This is a genomic window from Adhaeribacter terreus (genome assembly GCF_042657365.1).
Classification (GTDB): domain Bacteria; phylum Bacteroidota; class Bacteroidia; order Cytophagales; family Hymenobacteraceae; genus Adhaeribacter_A; species Adhaeribacter_A terreus.
The window spans coordinates 40,892-55,230 of sequence record NZ_JBHSKT010000014.1 but is presented as its reverse complement, the minus strand read 5'-3'; the positions used below and the strand labels follow the sequence as shown (position 1 = coordinate 55,230).

At 44.1% G+C, this 14,339-nt stretch carries 19 protein-coding genes; 10 read left to right on the top strand and 9 right to left on the bottom strand.

Translation table 11 applies throughout. The annotated features are described in order from the left end of the window. Positions 1 to 38 precede the first annotated feature (38 nt). Positions 39 to 254: a hypothetical protein gene (locus ACFPIB_RS16910; RefSeq protein ID WP_378018656.1), complete on the bottom strand. Its 216-nt coding sequence runs from the start codon at positions 252 to 254 to the stop codon at positions 39 to 41. A 132-nt stretch (positions 255 to 386) separates the two neighbouring features. On the opposite strand from ACFPIB_RS16910, the gene ACFPIB_RS16905 reads away from it, so the two are divergent. Together ACFPIB_RS16905 and ACFPIB_RS16900 are read left to right on the top strand one after the other, a co-directional pair. Next, on the top strand, positions 387 to 848 hold the full coding sequence (locus ACFPIB_RS16905) for a DUF4268 domain-containing protein (RefSeq protein WP_378018655.1): 462 nt from the start codon (positions 387 to 389) through the stop codon (positions 846 to 848). A 142-nt stretch (positions 849 to 990) separates the two neighbouring features. Continuing rightward, complete coding sequence (locus ACFPIB_RS16900; RefSeq protein ID WP_378018654.1) at positions 991 to 1,392, top strand: hypothetical protein; 402 nt, start codon at positions 991 to 993, stop codon at positions 1,390 to 1,392. A gap of 30 nt (positions 1,393 to 1,422) precedes the next feature. Here ACFPIB_RS16900 and ACFPIB_RS16895 read toward each other — a convergent pair whose 3' ends face one another. From ACFPIB_RS16895 to ACFPIB_RS16885, 3 genes are all read right to left on the bottom strand, one after another. Next, on the bottom strand, positions 1,423 to 1,752 hold the full coding sequence (locus ACFPIB_RS16895; protein ID WP_378018653.1) for a hypothetical protein: 330 nt from the start codon (positions 1,750 to 1,752) through the stop codon (positions 1,423 to 1,425). Between the two features lie 26 nt (positions 1,753 to 1,778). Further along, positions 1,779 to 2,000, bottom strand: a complete 222-nt coding sequence (locus ACFPIB_RS16890) for a DUF3820 family protein (protein WP_378018652.1) — start codon at positions 1,998 to 2,000, stop codon at positions 1,779 to 1,781. A 194-nt stretch (positions 2,001 to 2,194) separates the two neighbouring features. Then, complete coding sequence (locus ACFPIB_RS16885) at positions 2,195 to 2,413, bottom strand: hypothetical protein (RefSeq protein WP_378018651.1); 219 nt, start codon at positions 2,411 to 2,413, stop codon at positions 2,195 to 2,197. Between the two features lie 352 nt (positions 2,414 to 2,765). On the opposite strand from ACFPIB_RS16885, the gene ACFPIB_RS16880 reads away from it, so the two are divergent. The 3 genes from ACFPIB_RS16880 to ACFPIB_RS16870 all read left to right on the top strand — a co-directional run bounded on the left by ACFPIB_RS16880 (position 2,766) and on the right by ACFPIB_RS16870 (position 5,476). Next, the gene (locus ACFPIB_RS16880; protein WP_378018650.1) at positions 2,766 to 3,443 is read left to right on the top strand and encodes a YceI family protein; all 678 of its coding nucleotides are present in this window, start codon (positions 2,766 to 2,768) and stop codon (positions 3,441 to 3,443) included. Positions 3,444 to 3,880: 437 nt separating this feature from the next. Then, on the top strand, positions 3,881 to 4,222 hold the full coding sequence (locus tag ACFPIB_RS16875) for a hypothetical protein (RefSeq protein ID WP_378018649.1): 342 nt from the start codon (positions 3,881 to 3,883) through the stop codon (positions 4,220 to 4,222). Between the two features lie 102 nt (positions 4,223 to 4,324). Further along, positions 4,325 to 5,476 (top strand): DEAD/DEAH box helicase, encoded by a 1,152-nt coding sequence (locus ACFPIB_RS16870; protein WP_378018648.1) that lies wholly within the window; start codon positions 4,325 to 4,327, stop codon positions 5,474 to 5,476. Positions 5,477 to 5,657: 181 nt separating this feature from the next. Here the strand turns inward: ACFPIB_RS16870 and ACFPIB_RS16865 are convergent, their stop codons facing one another. Both ACFPIB_RS16865 and ACFPIB_RS16860 read right to left on the bottom strand, forming a co-directional pair. Next, positions 5,658 to 6,404 carry a DUF3307 domain-containing protein gene (locus ACFPIB_RS16865; RefSeq protein WP_378018647.1) on the bottom strand — a complete coding sequence of 249 codons (747 nt, stop codon included), beginning with the start codon at positions 6,402 to 6,404 and terminating at the stop codon, positions 5,658 to 5,660. Further along, positions 6,405 to 7,064 (bottom strand): hypothetical protein, encoded by a 660-nt coding sequence (locus ACFPIB_RS16860; RefSeq protein WP_378018646.1) that lies wholly within the window; start codon positions 7,062 to 7,064, stop codon positions 6,405 to 6,407. 249 nt (positions 7,065 to 7,313) lie between these two features. Between ACFPIB_RS16860 and ACFPIB_RS16855 the strand changes: the two genes are divergently transcribed. Continuing rightward, positions 7,314 to 7,706 carry a hypothetical protein gene (locus ACFPIB_RS16855; RefSeq protein WP_378018645.1) on the top strand — a complete coding sequence of 131 codons (393 nt, stop codon included), beginning with the start codon at positions 7,314 to 7,316 and terminating at the stop codon, positions 7,704 to 7,706. A gap of 213 nt (positions 7,707 to 7,919) precedes the next feature. Here the strand turns inward: ACFPIB_RS16855 and ACFPIB_RS16850 are convergent, their stop codons facing one another. Genes ACFPIB_RS16850 through ACFPIB_RS16840 form a run of 3 tightly spaced genes read right to left on the bottom strand, consistent with a single transcriptional unit; the run spans position 7,920 to position 10,508 of the window. Continuing rightward, complete coding sequence (locus ACFPIB_RS16850; protein WP_378018644.1) at positions 7,920 to 8,918, bottom strand: MlaD family protein; 999 nt, start codon at positions 8,916 to 8,918, stop codon at positions 7,920 to 7,922. Next, positions 8,919 to 9,692, bottom strand: coding sequence for an ABC transporter ATP-binding protein (locus ACFPIB_RS16845; protein WP_378018643.1), 774 nt, complete (start codon positions 9,690 to 9,692; stop codon positions 8,919 to 8,921). Between the two features lie 12 nt (positions 9,693 to 9,704). Then, on the bottom strand, positions 9,705 to 10,508 hold the full coding sequence (locus tag ACFPIB_RS16840; protein WP_378018642.1) for an MlaE family ABC transporter permease: 804 nt from the start codon (positions 10,506 to 10,508) through the stop codon (positions 9,705 to 9,707). Between the two features lie 373 nt (positions 10,509 to 10,881). Here ACFPIB_RS16840 and ACFPIB_RS16835 point away from each other — a divergent pair, with 373 nt between their 5' ends. The 4 genes from ACFPIB_RS16835 to ACFPIB_RS16820 all read left to right on the top strand — a co-directional run bounded on the left by ACFPIB_RS16835 (position 10,882) and on the right by ACFPIB_RS16820 (position 14,331). After that, a complete protein-coding gene (locus ACFPIB_RS16835; RefSeq protein WP_378018641.1) occupies positions 10,882 to 11,130 on the top strand; it encodes an acyl carrier protein in 249 nt (82 codons plus the stop codon). 187 nt (positions 11,131 to 11,317) lie between these two features. Continuing rightward, on the top strand, positions 11,318 to 11,782 hold the full coding sequence (locus ACFPIB_RS16830) for a GbsR/MarR family transcriptional regulator (protein WP_378018640.1): 465 nt from the start codon (positions 11,318 to 11,320) through the stop codon (positions 11,780 to 11,782). 100 nt (positions 11,783 to 11,882) lie between these two features. After that, positions 11,883 to 13,235, top strand: a complete 1,353-nt coding sequence (locus tag ACFPIB_RS16825) for a TolC family protein (RefSeq protein WP_378018639.1) — start codon at positions 11,883 to 11,885, stop codon at positions 13,233 to 13,235. 43 nt (positions 13,236 to 13,278) lie between these two features. Further along, positions 13,279 to 14,331: an efflux RND transporter periplasmic adaptor subunit gene (locus ACFPIB_RS16820; protein WP_378018638.1), complete on the top strand. Its 1,053-nt coding sequence runs from the start codon at positions 13,279 to 13,281 to the stop codon at positions 14,329 to 14,331. Positions 14,332 to 14,339: the final 8 nt, after the last annotated feature.

Here is a 14,339-nt window from a genome sequence, read left to right as displayed (position 1 = left end):
CCCGTAAGACCGGTTTTTTTGTTTTTAATTTCGGCCAACTATTTCTTTTTGGTATTCCGTTTGGTTTTGGCTTTCTGTTTGGTGGTTTTGTTTTTCTTCGCTGTTTTCTGGGAAGCTTTTTTAATGTTATCGGTCAGCAGGCCTGAAATAATGCCGGATACCACGCCAAGGGCAATTTCCGAACCGTGTTTTTTTACAATTCTGCTAATTTGTTTGGTTAATTTCTTCCGGGTTTTTGGTTTTACTTTGGCCATGGTTTTAGGTGGTTAGTTCGGCTTTATTATACCCGATTGCGGGAAAAACGTTGAAGTGTTTAACCCGGGTTTTCAGGCCTGAAAGCATAGCGTTTTTTTTTTCATTCGTCCGAATTCCCTAATTTTGAGCTAATGTACACAAGAGAAGAAGCATCGCAACTGCGGCAGAAATTCTGGACCACTTTTGGCCAATATATGGCGCCGGTGCTTTCGGCGGAAGGCTGGCGGGTCAACTGGATCAATTACAACACCCGGCTGAAACACGTCTATTTCCGGATGCAGGCCGATAAAAAAGAAGCTTCTATTTCCATAGAAATTACCCACCCGGATCCGGAGCTGCAGGAATTATTCTTTGAGCAGTTCCTGATGCTGAAAACACTTTTGCACGAAACTCTTGGTGAAACCTGGGAATGGGAACTGCACGCTACCGATGAACTTGGTAAAACCATATCACGCATCTACAAAACGCTCCAGCCGGTAAATGTATTTAATAAAGAAGACTGGCCGCAACTCATTTCATTTTTAAAACCCCGGATCATTGCTTTAGATGCTTTCTGGAACGATGCGCAATATAGTTTCGATGAATTGCGATAGGCTGACAATCAACGTTTTAAAATAGTTTGTTTTGTGCAATATTTTCGGGGAATAACCCGGGTATTGCGTTTCGATTTGTTTGGATATTGTTAAATAATATCCGAACTTTGCATTCCTGTATTTTAGTTTTTTTTCCTGAATAGTGGAAACCCTTTTAAATCCGGCAACCCTGTTTACTTACAAAGTAAGGGGCGAGGTAATTCTGGCCAGCTGGCACAACGACCTTCGTGCAGAATCTGTAGAATTTTTCGATTCTATTAAGCACCTTATTCAATTTGCTACCGAACACAACCTGAAGAAAATCTTTATAGATTCGGGGAAACCGGCAGGAGGGATCCTGACGGAAGATGTGATGCTTTTGGTACAGAAATCGATCGTAAAGATCGAAGTGGATAAAATTGCGTTGCTTGAATCCAGCGATTTCCACTGGGATAATAATCTTTTCCAGTTCCTGCAATATCTTAAATCTTACCTGCAATTATATTTCGAAGTGCGGTTGTTTAACAGCAAAGATGCCGCATTGCAATGGCTTGGGGCAATTTAATTTAGTTTTTTCGCCCAAAAGTATAGCGTTTTACCAGGTCTGGTCTTCGTTATTTTCTGTGTGAGCGCCTGTGCCAAAACCAGTTCTTGAATTATAAGGAGTGCCGCGGCCTTCGAGGTGGTTTTGCATATCCTGGTAAAATTTAGCCTCATCAAGCCGCATAAATTCCAGCCATAATTCCTGGTCACGTTCCGTCATGCGGTCGGTGATCTGGCTGAGTTGTAAACCTTTGCGTTCCGAGATCAGGTCTTGTAGATACGGGTCCGATTCGAGCATAAGTTTTATCCTGATCCGGAAATATTCATTCAACTCGCGGTACCTGTCGGCGTTCCATTCCCAAAATTCCGGCTTCATCTTCATTTTCCTGCAGCTTTAAAGGTATTACGTTAAAACTGCCGGTTTGCGTTATGGGTCCCGGATTTTAATGGTTCCAGCAGGTAAGTGAGGCCATTCAGTTTTATTTCGTAGATCGTAGCCAGCTGCATGCCCAGTTTGCCCTCCGGAAAACCTTTCCTCCCAAACCATTCCAGGTAAGAAACCGGCAGATCGCATAGCAGCACATCTTTATATTTCCCGAAAGGCATGCGGTTTTTAACGAGTTGGAGCAAAATGTCAGATTCGGGTTGCAAGGCAGGAAAGGTAAAGTAGGTTCAGGAGCCGAAGATATTACGTACAGGCCGTTTTTCCTATTAATAAAGCCCGTTTTTACCCAAAATGCGGCTATTATTCTAGCGGTTTTTTCAGGCATAAAAAAAGGCAAACCGTTTTCAGATCTGCCCTTTTTATTGCTGGGTTGGGAAAATTAAGCTTCTATGCATGTTTGTTGGAACGTTTGATTCTGGAGGGCCAATTGGTAAAAGTCAGCTTTTTCGGAGTTGTAAAAAGCCTGGTATTCTTCTTCGGTTAGTTCTTCGCGCAGGGCAATGTGGAATTTTGCCAGTTCCGGGAAAAGATTGTTGCGTTCCAGGCGCTCCTGCAGGCTGCTAAGGTTAAACTCGTAGAAATTCTTTTGTACATTCATAAAGCATAAATGGGTTAAAGGTGAATACTAACGGGAAGGTAACATACTTATTTAAAGTGAATTAAGTTGTTTTGCTCACTAAATAAATAAGCCCCTTTTTCGAAATGCGGCTTAACACAATAGTTGTGCCGGAAAATAAATTTCCCTGAAATATAGCATTTGCCCTATGCATGTTACAATCCAGGGAGTTTAAACCATTTTGGCCGCTTTTCGTTTTTGCAACGTTAGCAGGCTTTTAAACGGTGGCCATTACCGAATATTGTTTTGCTTGTTTAAAAATTGTTGATATCCAGTCGTTTATCTTACCCTGAATACGCACCAGTTTCAATCTTTTCACTAACTATTCAAAACTATGATCCGGAATTTTAACTTCAAGACCACCTTGTTTGCCGGGGCTTTCGTCCTGATCTTTGCAGCTTGCGACCGGGCTCCGAAAGGCGATAATGCTACTATTTCTGAAGAAAAAACTACTGCAGAAGCTACCGGCCAGACTTTTGTAGTAGATACTGCCGATTCTCACGTACGTTTTACCGGCCACGGTGTGGGTAAAAACCATCCCGGCAAATTCCGGCTTTCTTCCGGCTCCGTGGCAGTGGCCAATAATCAGGTAACCGGCGGCGAATTCACGATCAATATTCATTCTATGGACCTGGAACAGGAAGGGGAGATGTTCGAAAAAAAGCTGCGTCCGCATTTAATGAGCGGCGATTTTTTTGATGCCGATAAATTCCGGACCGCTAAATTCGAGATAACCAAGGTAGAACCTTATAAGCCAAACGATAAAGATAAGTCGCTGGTGGAAGGGGCAAACTTTAACGTGAGTGGAAACCTTACTTTAAAGAACGAAACCAAAAATATTACCTTTCCGGCTCATATAGAGCTTGACGATAACAAAATAGAAGCCAAAGCCAACTTCGATATCGACCGCCGCCAGTGGCAGATGAATTACGGCAACGATAAAACCCTCGGCGACAAATTCATTTCTGAAACGGTAAATATTGAACTGGATCTGAAAGCGAAGAAATCATAAGTCCGAAATTTATATTTTAGGCTTCGAAGCTCCATTTTAGATTTCTGCATTAGTAGTTTTTAGCCTGAAAAGCCTACCGTTTTATTCAGCTTTCCGGGTTTATGAATTCAAGAAAAAAGCCACCTCATTGCAGGTGGCTTTTTGTTAGAAATCAAATGAAAACGCTATGGTTTGGAGCTTAAAAACTGGTTAGTTCTGCAGCATGTTGTACTTCATTCCAGAACAGAAAATGTTTATGCTTAGGCCTTTAGTTTGGCTTGTTTCGGATTCGGGTTTTTAGGGTTCAAACCATAGCGTTTTAAAAAGCTTTCCTTGAAAAAATAATGCTGTAACTGAATTGCTATAAAAACGGTAAGGGAATAAAAATTACGGCAATGCAATATTGTGGTGAAATGAACTACAAATGCTTTGTTTCTGAAGCTTAAACAAAACTGAAAATGCAGGAAAAAGAAAGAATGACCTCGATGGTGAACGTGCTGGAAAGCGTAAAAGCGAACGGCTACGTGGTTGATTTCCGGGTAACGGAGCAAGGTGAGCTGCGCGCCCTCGACCACTCTGAAACGTTTTTGCCAGCCGACGTGCAGATCGTGGATTTTTACCGGTTCGAACATGATACCAACCCCGGCGATATGGCAATTTTATACGTGCTTGAAACCAGCAATGGCTTAAAAGGCACTATTTCCGATGCGTACGGCACTTATTCCGATTCCATAACCGAAGATTTTATGAAGCAGGTGGAAGACCTGGGTAAGAATTTAGATAAACACACCCGGGATTAAAGCGCTGCAGCAGTTGGTTAAACGGTGAAATGCTTTGGGTTATTAAACGTATCTTTGCCGGGCGTAAGCACTTTTTATCTTCCAAACCCTACCGTTTTTCGCATGAATTTTTCTTTGCTTGGTTTAGCTGCTCCTTTACTGAAAGCTATTAAAGAACAAGGTTACGATCAGCCATTTCCGATCCAGGAACAGGCTATTCCGGCCATTTTAGCGGGTAACGACGTGCTGGGAATTGCACAAACCGGTTCGGGGAAAACCGCAGGATTTGCGTTGCCTATTTTGCAGCAATTGCAGTTCAAACAGGAAGCAAAGAATCGCTATATCCGGGTTTTGGTTTTGGTGCCTACGCGCGAACTGGCTTTGCAGGTGGCTAACGTTTTCCGGGGTTTCAGTATGTATCTAACGCGTCGGGTAAAAACGCTGGCGGTGTTTGGCGGCGTAAGCATTAACCCGCAAATGATGGCTATGAGCGGCACCGAAATTCTGGTTGCTACGCCCGGCCGTTTGCTCGATCTGCTGGAAAGCAATGCGCTGCATCTTTCGGAACTGAATACGCTGGTGCTGGACGAAGCCGATAAAATGCTTAGCCTTGGTTTTAAAGATGAGATGGAGCGCATTTTTGCTTTATTGCCGGCTAAACGCCAGAACCTGCTTTTCTCCGCCACTCTCGCCGACGATGTACAGACTATTAAAGCCAAAATGCTGCGTGATCCGTTGGTTATTTCGGCGGAAGAAAAAGAGGAGGAAGGCGATAAGCTGGAATTAATTAAACAGGTAGCCTACCGCGTAAGTCAGGAGCGGAAGGGGCCGTTTTTGCGCTACCTGATCAGGCACGAAAAGATGCAGCAGGTTTTGATTTTTGTGTCGAGCACGCGCAACGCCGATAACCTGGGGGTAAAGCTGAGAAAGAATGATATTGAGGCGATGGCTATGCACGGTGATAAAAGTCAGGGCGCTCGGGTAGAAGCATTGCGCCGGTTTAAAACGGGCCAGTTACAGGTTTTAGTAGCTACCGATCTGGCTTCGCGCGGCATCGATATTCAGTTTCTGCCTTTCGTGATCAATTACGATCTGCCGCGTTCACCTAAAGATTATGTGCACCGCATTGGCCGTACAGGCCGGGCTGGTGCTACCGGCGAAGCCATTTCCTTAATTACGCCGGAAGACGAACATCACTTCAAGATCATTCAGAAGAAAATGGGAAAAACCGTTGAAATGCGCGAGACCGGCGAAGTGAACCTTCACGGTTTTTAGTCCTCAAAGCATAGCGTTTTTGTTCGTTGTTCGTTGTTCGTTGTTCGTTGTTCGTTGTTCGTTGTTCGTTGTTCGTTGTTCGTTGTTCGTTGTTCGTTGTTCGTTGTTCGTTCAATTTTTAGCCGTACAAGTTACAGCACAATTTCCAACTATTCACTAATCATTATTCACTAATCACTATCTATAGACGGACCAGCATTTTAATTGCCAGGCCTACAAAAATGGAAAGGGCAATGCTGAGCAATGTTCCGAAGAGGAAATATTCTGACTTCTTTTTGTCGGATTCTTTGAAGCGGATAATGGTTTTTCCGGCGATCAGTAAACCAATGGCATCGTAGTGGTCGAAGAGCACGAAGGTTACAATCAGTAATCGCTCGATCATCCCAATCCAGCGGCCGGCTTCCTGCAGATCGTTCCATTCTGCGTCGGTAATCGTTTCATTTGAGTTGTGCTCAGAGTTCAGTAAACCGGTTGGTTTTCGCCAGCGTTGGGTGCAGACTTTTATTAAAATTCCGAACGGATAGGTTACCATAAAATAGCCCGTTAGTAAAACCATAACCGGATAATTATTCAACAGGATATTTGCATTGAGGCGACCATCAACAAAAAACAACCACGCAAACCCGATAATGGCCAGGTGCAGCAACTGATCGATCAGGAAATTGCTGGTAGTTGGTTTGGCGTAAGCTTTGCTGAGGTCGATGAGCAAATGGGTGATGAAAATTAGGGCCGTTAAATACCAGCTTTGCGTGAGCGTCTGCACTACCAAACCGGTTACAATAGCGTGGATGTACAAATATTTGGAGCGGTATTTTTTCTCGCTGCGTTCCACTACCCACGAGGCTGGCTGCAAAGCAAAATCTGAAATGCAATGCGCCAGCACCAGTTTCACGAGCAAAAGCAATTCTGTATTTTCGAATCCGGACATTTATAAAGCGGCGGTTTTTGTTTCGAACAAAGCTATGGTTTTTTCAATGGCCGGCCAGTGAGCCGTTTTAGCGCGCTGATTTACCGATGCCTGGCTGATGTTTAACTTATTGCCAATGGCGGTCTGGGTCTGGTTGTTCAGCAGTTCATAAATAACTTCCGATTGCTGCACCGACCAGTTACTGATCAGAATATCGAGCAAGGTAAAAGTAACTTCCAGAAAATCGTTTAGCTCCGGCGAAGGTGTGTCAATAATGATGCGCGAATTTCTGTGTTTCAGATCATCCAAAGCCCGGCCCGATAACCTGAACGCTTCGCCATCGGAAGTTCTGATCTGTTTGCTCTGGTAGCTTACCGAGCCAATGCCAATGGCTAATCTGGCATCTATTATTCCTCTTTTAGAAGAAGCCGTTTTATTATTTTTCGCGCTGGAAATTTGTTGTTTCCGAAGCCAGCAGCGAATCTGAATGGCTTTCTTTAAAGCTGTTTCCGGCTCCTGAAGCAAGATCTGGAAACTATCGCCGCGGAAAATTTCGAAATTGTTTTCACCGGCAACTTCTGTCAGGCCCAGGTGCAAAAGCTCGTCTAACTTTTTCCGTTCCGCAACTGCCAGTTTGGTAGAATCTATCACATCGCCGGTTATTACTGCTACTTTTTTCATTTTCAGAAGCGTAGAAATTAAAGTTTGAAAACCTTATAAGTTTATGGTATAGGTTTAAAAGCTTATAAATGTATATTATAAGGTTTTAAGCCTATAATGTTCTGCATTTAAAACCAGAATAGCAACCAGCAACGGTGAAAATACTTTTTTATCCGGAAACCATAGCATTCTAATTTCGGAAAAAGGATGAGCAGATTCGTTGTACCTTTACGCTAAAACGAAAATCCAACTTAATAAAAGCCCGCGGTTATGACTAGACAAGCAAAGATCATTTTATTAACCTTAGTAGCAGCTTTGCTGGTTTGGTTTACCTGGGATGCTTTTAACCAGCCGGGCGTAAACGATCTGCAGGGCGGTTTTAAGGAAGTAGCAACGTACCGGAACGAAAATAATACCGGCCCGGTAATTCGGGTGTATGCCGTAACGGTAGCCGATCCGGATAAGGCTGAAATGGAAGCGTACGGAAATTACATGCCGCACACCAAATACGGAAATACGAAGGTCTTCTTCTTTTCAAAAGATAAACTTTTTCCCAAAGCAGTATTTCCCGGCGAAGAAAATTTTCCGGCGGAATTTCAGCAAAAAGTAATTGGCCGCTACGAAAAAGATGCCATGGGCCAAGTTAGCTTCAAAAAGTTCTGAGCAGATGCATAAGTATTTTAAGAAAAGGGAAAGAAATAAACATACTTTTGGGAGCAAAAATCAAAGCGTTTTTCCGCGCAAAACTAAAAAGCCAGCCTGAAATTTCAGGTTGGCTTTTTTAGTTTTTAACAGGAATTCCGGTAAAAGTTACTGGAAAAACAACTACTTTTTGAGGTGAAAACGGTACCGTTTTAGGGTGAAAAAGTCAGCGATTTATTTTTGTTTCAGACCGTCTTTTTCCAGTTTCACTTTTTCTTTTTCCTGCTTTTTGAAATAGCCCCGGAACAGGAAATTACTTTGCAGGGCTTTCATGTTTTCATCCAAGGTAGCAGAGCTTTTATCGAGGTTGCTCATGGTGCTTTTAAGCTGTGAAGCAAATTCCGGATCGTTTATCAGAACCCCTAAAGCATTGTCTTTCTGTTCCAGTTTTTCGCTGGCCTGCTGCAGGTTCTTTGCCATTTCGGTAGCGGCCGCAGTAGTCTGGTTAAGTTGCAATGACGAAGCTTTTATGCGGTTGAATACGATGGTGTCGGTCAGTAATTTGTTGGCCAGGCCATCTTTGCGGTTCAGTTTGTTGCTGAATTGGGCAATTGCCTGGGACGCTTGGGTACTGGTTTCCGAAACTTTGTGCAGGTTATTTACAATGGCGTTGAATTTTTCGGCCATTAAAGAATCGCTTAATAATTTGCCGGCCGGGCCTTTGCCTTCCACCATCTGCCGGCTTAGGGTTTTAAAGTCGGAAGTAATGCTGAGCAGGTTCTGATTATTTTCCTGCAGCGTGGCCATAATGGCATCGGTATCGGTGGTGCTTTCTACCTGCAACTGGTCGTTGTTTTCTATGGCCGGAGCCTGCGCGGTGCCGCCAATTACTTCAATGATCTTGTTACCGATGAGGCTTTCGGAACCCAGGCGAACTTTGGCATCTTTCCGGATAAACTGTTGCGAAGCTTCTTCGATGTTCATGGTAACGCGCACCTGCTTGTTGCCGGTAAGTTGTATGTCTTTCACTGTACCGATCTTTACACCGGAAAACCAGATGTTATTACCCACTTTCAGCCCGGAAACATCTTTGAAAACGGCAACTGCCTGCACACTATCTACAAAGCGTTTCTGTTGCCCGCCCAGCATAAAAATACCCGCAATCAGTATAGCAATGGCCAGGGTTATAAAAATGCTGACGAGTACAAAACGTTTACTTTCTTCGGTTTTCATTTAATCAATAAAGTTGTAGTTATAAAAAGCCTGCACGCGCTCATCATCCGTACTGAAAACTTCGTCAAAAGTTCCCTGCCGCTGAAATTGTCCGTCGAGCAGCATTACCAAACGGTCGCCGACTTCGCGGGCGCAGGTAAGGTCATGGGTAATAATGATGGATGACGTGTTGAAGCGCTGTTGCACAGCATTTATCAAGTTGTTTATTTCCTGGCTGGTAATGGGGTCGAGGCCGGCAGTAGGTTCATCGTAGAGCATAATATCCGGCTTCAGAATTAAGGTGCGCGCAATGCCAATACGTTTACGCTGCCCGCCCGAAAGTTCTGAAGGCATCTGATCTGCGGTATGCGCCAGGCCTACGGCTTCGAGCACAATGCCTGTAAAGTTATTTATCTGTTTCTGGGTAAGGGTTGGTTCATGGCGTTTCAACGGGAATTCCAGGTTTTCCTGCACCGTCATGCTATCGTAAAGGGCGCTGTTCTGAAACGAAAACCCAACTTTTAACCGCAAGGCATTCATTTCTTTGCGGTTTATTTTATCAACTTCTTTTCCCAGCACATTTACGATACCGGCATCGGGTTTGAGCAAGCCTGAAATGATCTTGATGAGCACGGATTTTCCCGTTCCGGATTTACCTAAAACCACGAGATTTTCGCCCCGGTAAAGATCCAGATCCACGCCTTTCAGCACTTCAAAATCATCAAAAGCTTTGTATAAGCCCCGGATGGAAATTACTTTATCCTGATAATCTATTGCAAATCGTTCTTTCCGCATCGTTCTTCCCGCTTACATGTTCCGCAAAGCCCCAATGATCTGCAACGAGATCAACTCTTCCAGGAAAACCAAAATAATGGCCGTAACTACCGATGAGTTAGCAGCTTTGCCAACGCCTTCCGTGCCTTTGGAAGAATAATAGCCTTTGTAGCAACTGATCATACCAATGGTATAACCAAAAACCACCGATTTTATAATGGAAGAAAACAGATCGAGAAAAGAGATGGCGTCGAAAACCTTCACCATAAACGTAATAAAGCTGGTTTGTTCGTTCGCATTCACGTTCATATAAGAGCCCAGCAAACCAACCAGCACCGTATAAAGCATGAGCAGTGGCACCATAAGCGTAGTAGCCAGCACCCGCGTTACCACCAGGTATTTGAACGGGTTAATTGCCGAAACTTCCATGGCATCGATCTGTTCGGTTACTCGCATAGAGCCAAGTTCCGCGCCAATATTGGAACCCACGCGCGCCGCAGTAATAATAGAAGTTACCAAAGGCGCCAAGGCTCTTACAATTGCAATGGAAATAAGCGAAGGCAGCCAGGAAGTTGCGCCAAAAGTTGCCAGCGAAGGCCGCGATTGGTTGGTGAATACTACCCCGATTATAAAGCCGGTTAAGGTAATAAGTGGCAGCGAACGGACTCCGACCTCATAGAATTGGTTTAGCACTTCCCGGAATTCGAAAGGGCGCGAAAACATCTCCCGAAAAATGGAGGCGTTGAACATGTACACTTTATGAAGATCCAGGAAAACCTTGTCAGTTTTTCTGGAAATAAGGAATTTCCGGCGGGCCGGTTCGTTTGTTTGGTCCATGAACGGGTTTGTAAATTCAGGCCTGTATTTGCTGGCAGGTCAGGAAAATCTGGGAGCACTTTAAATGCCCTTTTGCCTACCGTTTTACCTGCCGGGTAAACAATGAAATGTAACGTTGACCTGTAACCTTACGGAATATTCGGGTTTAATGATACACGCAAAAATCGTTTGCTATCTTTCATTTTTCCAAATCTTGCCGGCACATTTTTCAAACGCCTGTATTTTGAATGCTGCTAGTTATGCATACAAAATTAAAGGCGCAAAGATATATAAAATATTTTTGGTTCTCTATTTGCAGAACTAAAAGAACCTTTCTAATTTTGCCCCGCCTTTACACAAAAGTAATAGTTCTTACTCTTAAAACTTTAACAAAATGTTAACCAATACCTTAGCACTCAGAAAGGAGATTGCCCACCTGATAAGCGCTAAAAAGAAAGTAAAAATATCGAAATTAAATCACAGTACCTTTAGTGCATTAGGTTTCGATGAATTGGATGTGGTTGAAATGATACTGGAAGTAGAAAAGAAGTATCACCTGGTAATTCCGGACGAACTGCCGCTAAAAACCATCGACGATTTTGTGCAGTTCGTAGGTTCGCCGGAATTAAAACAAGCCAGCTAATACTACCCTCCATTAGTTCTTGAAGCCAAAAGCATAGCGTTTTTCATTGGTTATACCGTTGGTTTTTTGTTAATATTTCTTAAAATTACAAATGCAATTCTGGAGGAAATAAACTTGGTTCTCTAAATTATGAACTAAAGAAACTAAATAGGGATTTGCTACGTTAAAGCTTCATAAAAGAAATAAAATGGTACTCAGAGAGAAACAAAAAATGCTGATCGAGAAGATTGGAGTGGCAACGGAAAAAGAAGGCATGCAGCCTGCCGCAGCCCGGATCATCGGCTTGCTTTACGTTTCGGATAAAACCGACCTTACTTTTGAAGAGATTCTGCAAGCACTGCGGGTCAGCAAAAGTGCCGCCAGTAATGCCCTGAACCTGCTTTTACAAACCAACCGGATAGAGTATACCACCTTTACCGGCGACCGCAAACGCTATTTCAGGATCAAGGTGGCCAACTGGCGCGAAGGTTTTACCAAAAAAATGGAAGACATGACCAGCTTCAGCCAGCTTTTAAAAGAAGTATTACATGAACGCACGCCTGAAACCAAAGAATTTAACCGTAGTCTGGAAGAACTGGCCGATTTTATGACCTTTATAAATAGCCAGTTACCAGGGTTGCTCGATAAATGGGAAAAAAGCCGGGAAAATTAATACGGCTTTTTTATTTCGATAATTGGTTCTTTTAATTCAGAACTGTGTGTTATGATACAAACAAAATAGTTAGATACAAACTTAAAACAATAGATCTTTCGTGAAAAAGAAATCTTTATTACTGGGCCTGATGCTCGCTTTTGTCAGTCCGGCATTTTCGCAAAGTCAGCCTTCTACCAGCCCGCTAACCCTGGAAGAATCGGTGAAATACGCATTGCAAAACAACGAAGCCGTTAAAAAAGCTTACCTCGACGAGAAAAGTGCAGCATATAGAATAAAAGAAGTAACCGGCTCAGGCTTGCCGCAATTAACCGGAACCGGAACGCTGACCATGAACCCGGCTCTGGCTACCCAGCTTTTGCCAGGCGAACTTGCCGGTGCTCCGGGTACTATGATTCCCGTACAATTCGGTACCAAATACGTGGCTTCAGCGGGCATTTCCTTGCAGCAGCTTATTTTCAATAAATCTTTTTTTGTAGGGCTGGAAGCCGCTAAAACCACCAAAGATCTGTACCGCCTGCGCACGCAGATGAGCGAGGAAGAGGTGATCTACAACGTGAGTTCGGCCTATCTGCAACTGTTGCAAACCAAAGAGCAGTTCAATACCATAGATGCCAACTTTAAAAGGTTAGAGCAGCTCGAGAAAATTGTAGACCTGCAGTATCGCAACGATATAGCTACCAAAGTAACGCTGAACCGGGTAACAGTAAATAAAACCAACCTCGAAAATCAGCGCCAAACACTGGAAGCGAATTATTTGCGCCAGCTGAATGCCCTTAAATTCTTTATGGGTATGCCGGTAGAGCAGGAAATTTCCATTGCCGAAGCTACCCCAAATCTGAACGTTGCAGTTTTAGCGAAAGATGATGCCAGCACCGTTTTGCATAACCGCGTAGATTACCAGTTGCTGAACAAACAAAAGCAATTGCTGAGCCTGAACGTAAAAAACTTCCAGGCTCGTTACTATCCATCGCTTTCAGGTTTCGGGAACGTGGGTGCTTCAGCCCAGCGCAATGAATTTAATTTTCTGGATACAAACCAGCCTTGGTTCAACAACGTGGCCATTGGCCTGCAGCTGAATGTACCGATTTTCGATGGTTTCCAACGCCGTAACCAGGTAAAACAAGCCAGAATTGAAGTTGAAAAAGTAGAGCAGGACATAGCGCAGGTAACCAACGCAACCAATCTGGCGCTTGAAAATGCTGCAACCCAGATGCAATCGAGCTTAAGTGCAGTGCAGGCCCAGGAACGCAACGTAACGTTGGCGCAGGAAGTGTACCGCAACACAAACGAACTTTACAAAGAAGGCCTGGCGCCGCTTACCGATCTGTTAGATACCGAGGTAAGCCTTCGCGAAGCCCAGACCAACCTGAATAACGAACGCCTGAAATACCAGCTTTCGCAGTTAACCTACATCCAGGCCAAAGGCGAACTAAAATCACTTGTTCAATAAAAACGCTATCAAAAACCGCATAAAAAGTAACGCAAATTTCAAAATGAAAAAACTGATCTATATTCTTCTAGCCGTTATCGTAGCCGGAGGCATTTATTATAAACTTACCACGAACAAGAAAGAGCTGGCTGCCAAAGCAGCGGTGTCAGAAATTAAAAGTACTGCCATTTCGGTAGCCATTACAGAACCAAAAGTGGGCCGTCTCGATAAATCGTTTACCGCGCAGGGAAATTTTGCGCCGCAGAACTCGCTTACCTTATTATCTGAAACCAGCGGCCAGGTGCTAAAAGTGTTGAAACGCAAAGGCGATAAAGTGCGCGCCGGCGAATTGCTGGTTCAGGTTGAAGCTAACACCATGTCTGCTGATCTGGCAACTGCCCAGGCCAACTTTGAAAAAGCCAAGCGCGATCTGGGCCGTTTCGAAAACCTGGCTTCCGGCGAAGCTATTACCAAACGCCAGCTGGAAGATGCCCGCCTGAACGTGAAAGTAACCGAAGCACAATTGGTAGCAGCCCGTCAGCGCCTGAACAAAACCCGCATTACCGCGCCAATTTCCGGCGAAATAAACGAGATCTATATTGAAGTTGGTTCGTTCCTGAACATGGGCACCAAGCTTTACGACATCGTGAACGTGGACAAACTGAAACTGAAAATTCAGGTGGATGAAAGCCAGGTTTTATTGATAAACGAAGGCCAGAAAGTAACCGTGAAAGCCGACGTTGACGCCACTAAAAACTACGAAGGTACCGTAACCGCCATTGCCGCGCAAGCCACCAACGCTCTGAAATACGACGTGGAAATTGAAGTGAAAAATCCGGAGAAAAACAGTCTGCGCGCCGGTATGTACGGCACCGCTAACTTCCAGATCGCCGAGCAACGCGATGCGCTTTTAATTCCGCGCGAAGCCATTGTAGGTGGTATTCAGGATCCGGCGGTTTTCGTGGTTGAGAACGGCGTTGCAAAACTTAAAAAAGTAAAAGCCGGCACCGTAACTCAGGACCAGGTGGAAATTGTGGAAGGTGTAAAACCCGGCGAGAAGATTGTACGCAGCGGGCAGATTAATTTAGTAGACGGCGCCAAAGTACAGGCCATCTAATTCCTGCG

Bases quoted from the DNA above. Each gene is read 5' to 3' on its own strand.
- ACFPIB_RS16910 (WP_378018656.1), bottom strand. From the start codon at position 254: ATGGCCAAAGTAAAACCAAAAACCCGGAAGAAATTAACCAAACAAATT.
- ACFPIB_RS16905 (WP_378018655.1), top strand. From the start codon at position 387: ATGTACACAAGAGAAGAAGCATCGCAACTGCGGCAGAAATTCTGGACC.
- ACFPIB_RS16895 (WP_378018653.1), bottom strand. From the start codon at position 1,752: ATGAAGATGAAGCCGGAATTTTGGGAATGGAACGCCGACAGGTACCGC.
- ACFPIB_RS16885 (WP_378018651.1), bottom strand. From the start codon at position 2,413: ATGAATGTACAAAAGAATTTCTACGAGTTTAACCTTAGCAGCCTGCAG.
- ACFPIB_RS16880 (WP_378018650.1), top strand. From the start codon at position 2,766: ATGATCCGGAATTTTAACTTCAAGACCACCTTGTTTGCCGGGGCTTTC.
- ACFPIB_RS16875 (WP_378018649.1), top strand. From the start codon at position 3,881: ATGCAGGAAAAAGAAAGAATGACCTCGATGGTGAACGTGCTGGAAAGC.
- ACFPIB_RS16870 (WP_378018648.1), top strand. From the start codon at position 4,325: ATGAATTTTTCTTTGCTTGGTTTAGCTGCTCCTTTACTGAAAGCTATT.
- ACFPIB_RS16865 (WP_378018647.1), bottom strand. From the start codon at position 6,404: ATGTCCGGATTCGAAAATACAGAATTGCTTTTGCTCGTGAAACTGGTG.
- ACFPIB_RS16860 (WP_378018646.1), bottom strand. From the start codon at position 7,064: ATGAAAAAAGTAGCAGTAATAACCGGCGATGTGATAGATTCTACCAAA.
- ACFPIB_RS16855 (WP_378018645.1), top strand. From the start codon at position 7,314: ATGACTAGACAAGCAAAGATCATTTTATTAACCTTAGTAGCAGCTTTG.
- ACFPIB_RS16850 (WP_378018644.1), bottom strand. From the start codon at position 8,918: ATGAAAACCGAAGAAAGTAAACGTTTTGTACTCGTCAGCATTTTTATA.
- ACFPIB_RS16845 (WP_378018643.1), bottom strand. From the start codon at position 9,692: ATGCGGAAAGAACGATTTGCAATAGATTATCAGGATAAAGTAATTTCC.
- ACFPIB_RS16840 (WP_378018642.1), bottom strand. From the start codon at position 10,508: ATGGACCAAACAAACGAACCGGCCCGCCGGAAATTCCTTATTTCCAGA.
- ACFPIB_RS16835 (WP_378018641.1), top strand. From the start codon at position 10,882: ATGTTAACCAATACCTTAGCACTCAGAAAGGAGATTGCCCACCTGATA.
- ACFPIB_RS16830 (WP_378018640.1), top strand. From the start codon at position 11,318: ATGGTACTCAGAGAGAAACAAAAAATGCTGATCGAGAAGATTGGAGTG.
- ACFPIB_RS16820 (WP_378018638.1), top strand. From the start codon at position 13,279: ATGAAAAAACTGATCTATATTCTTCTAGCCGTTATCGTAGCCGGAGGC.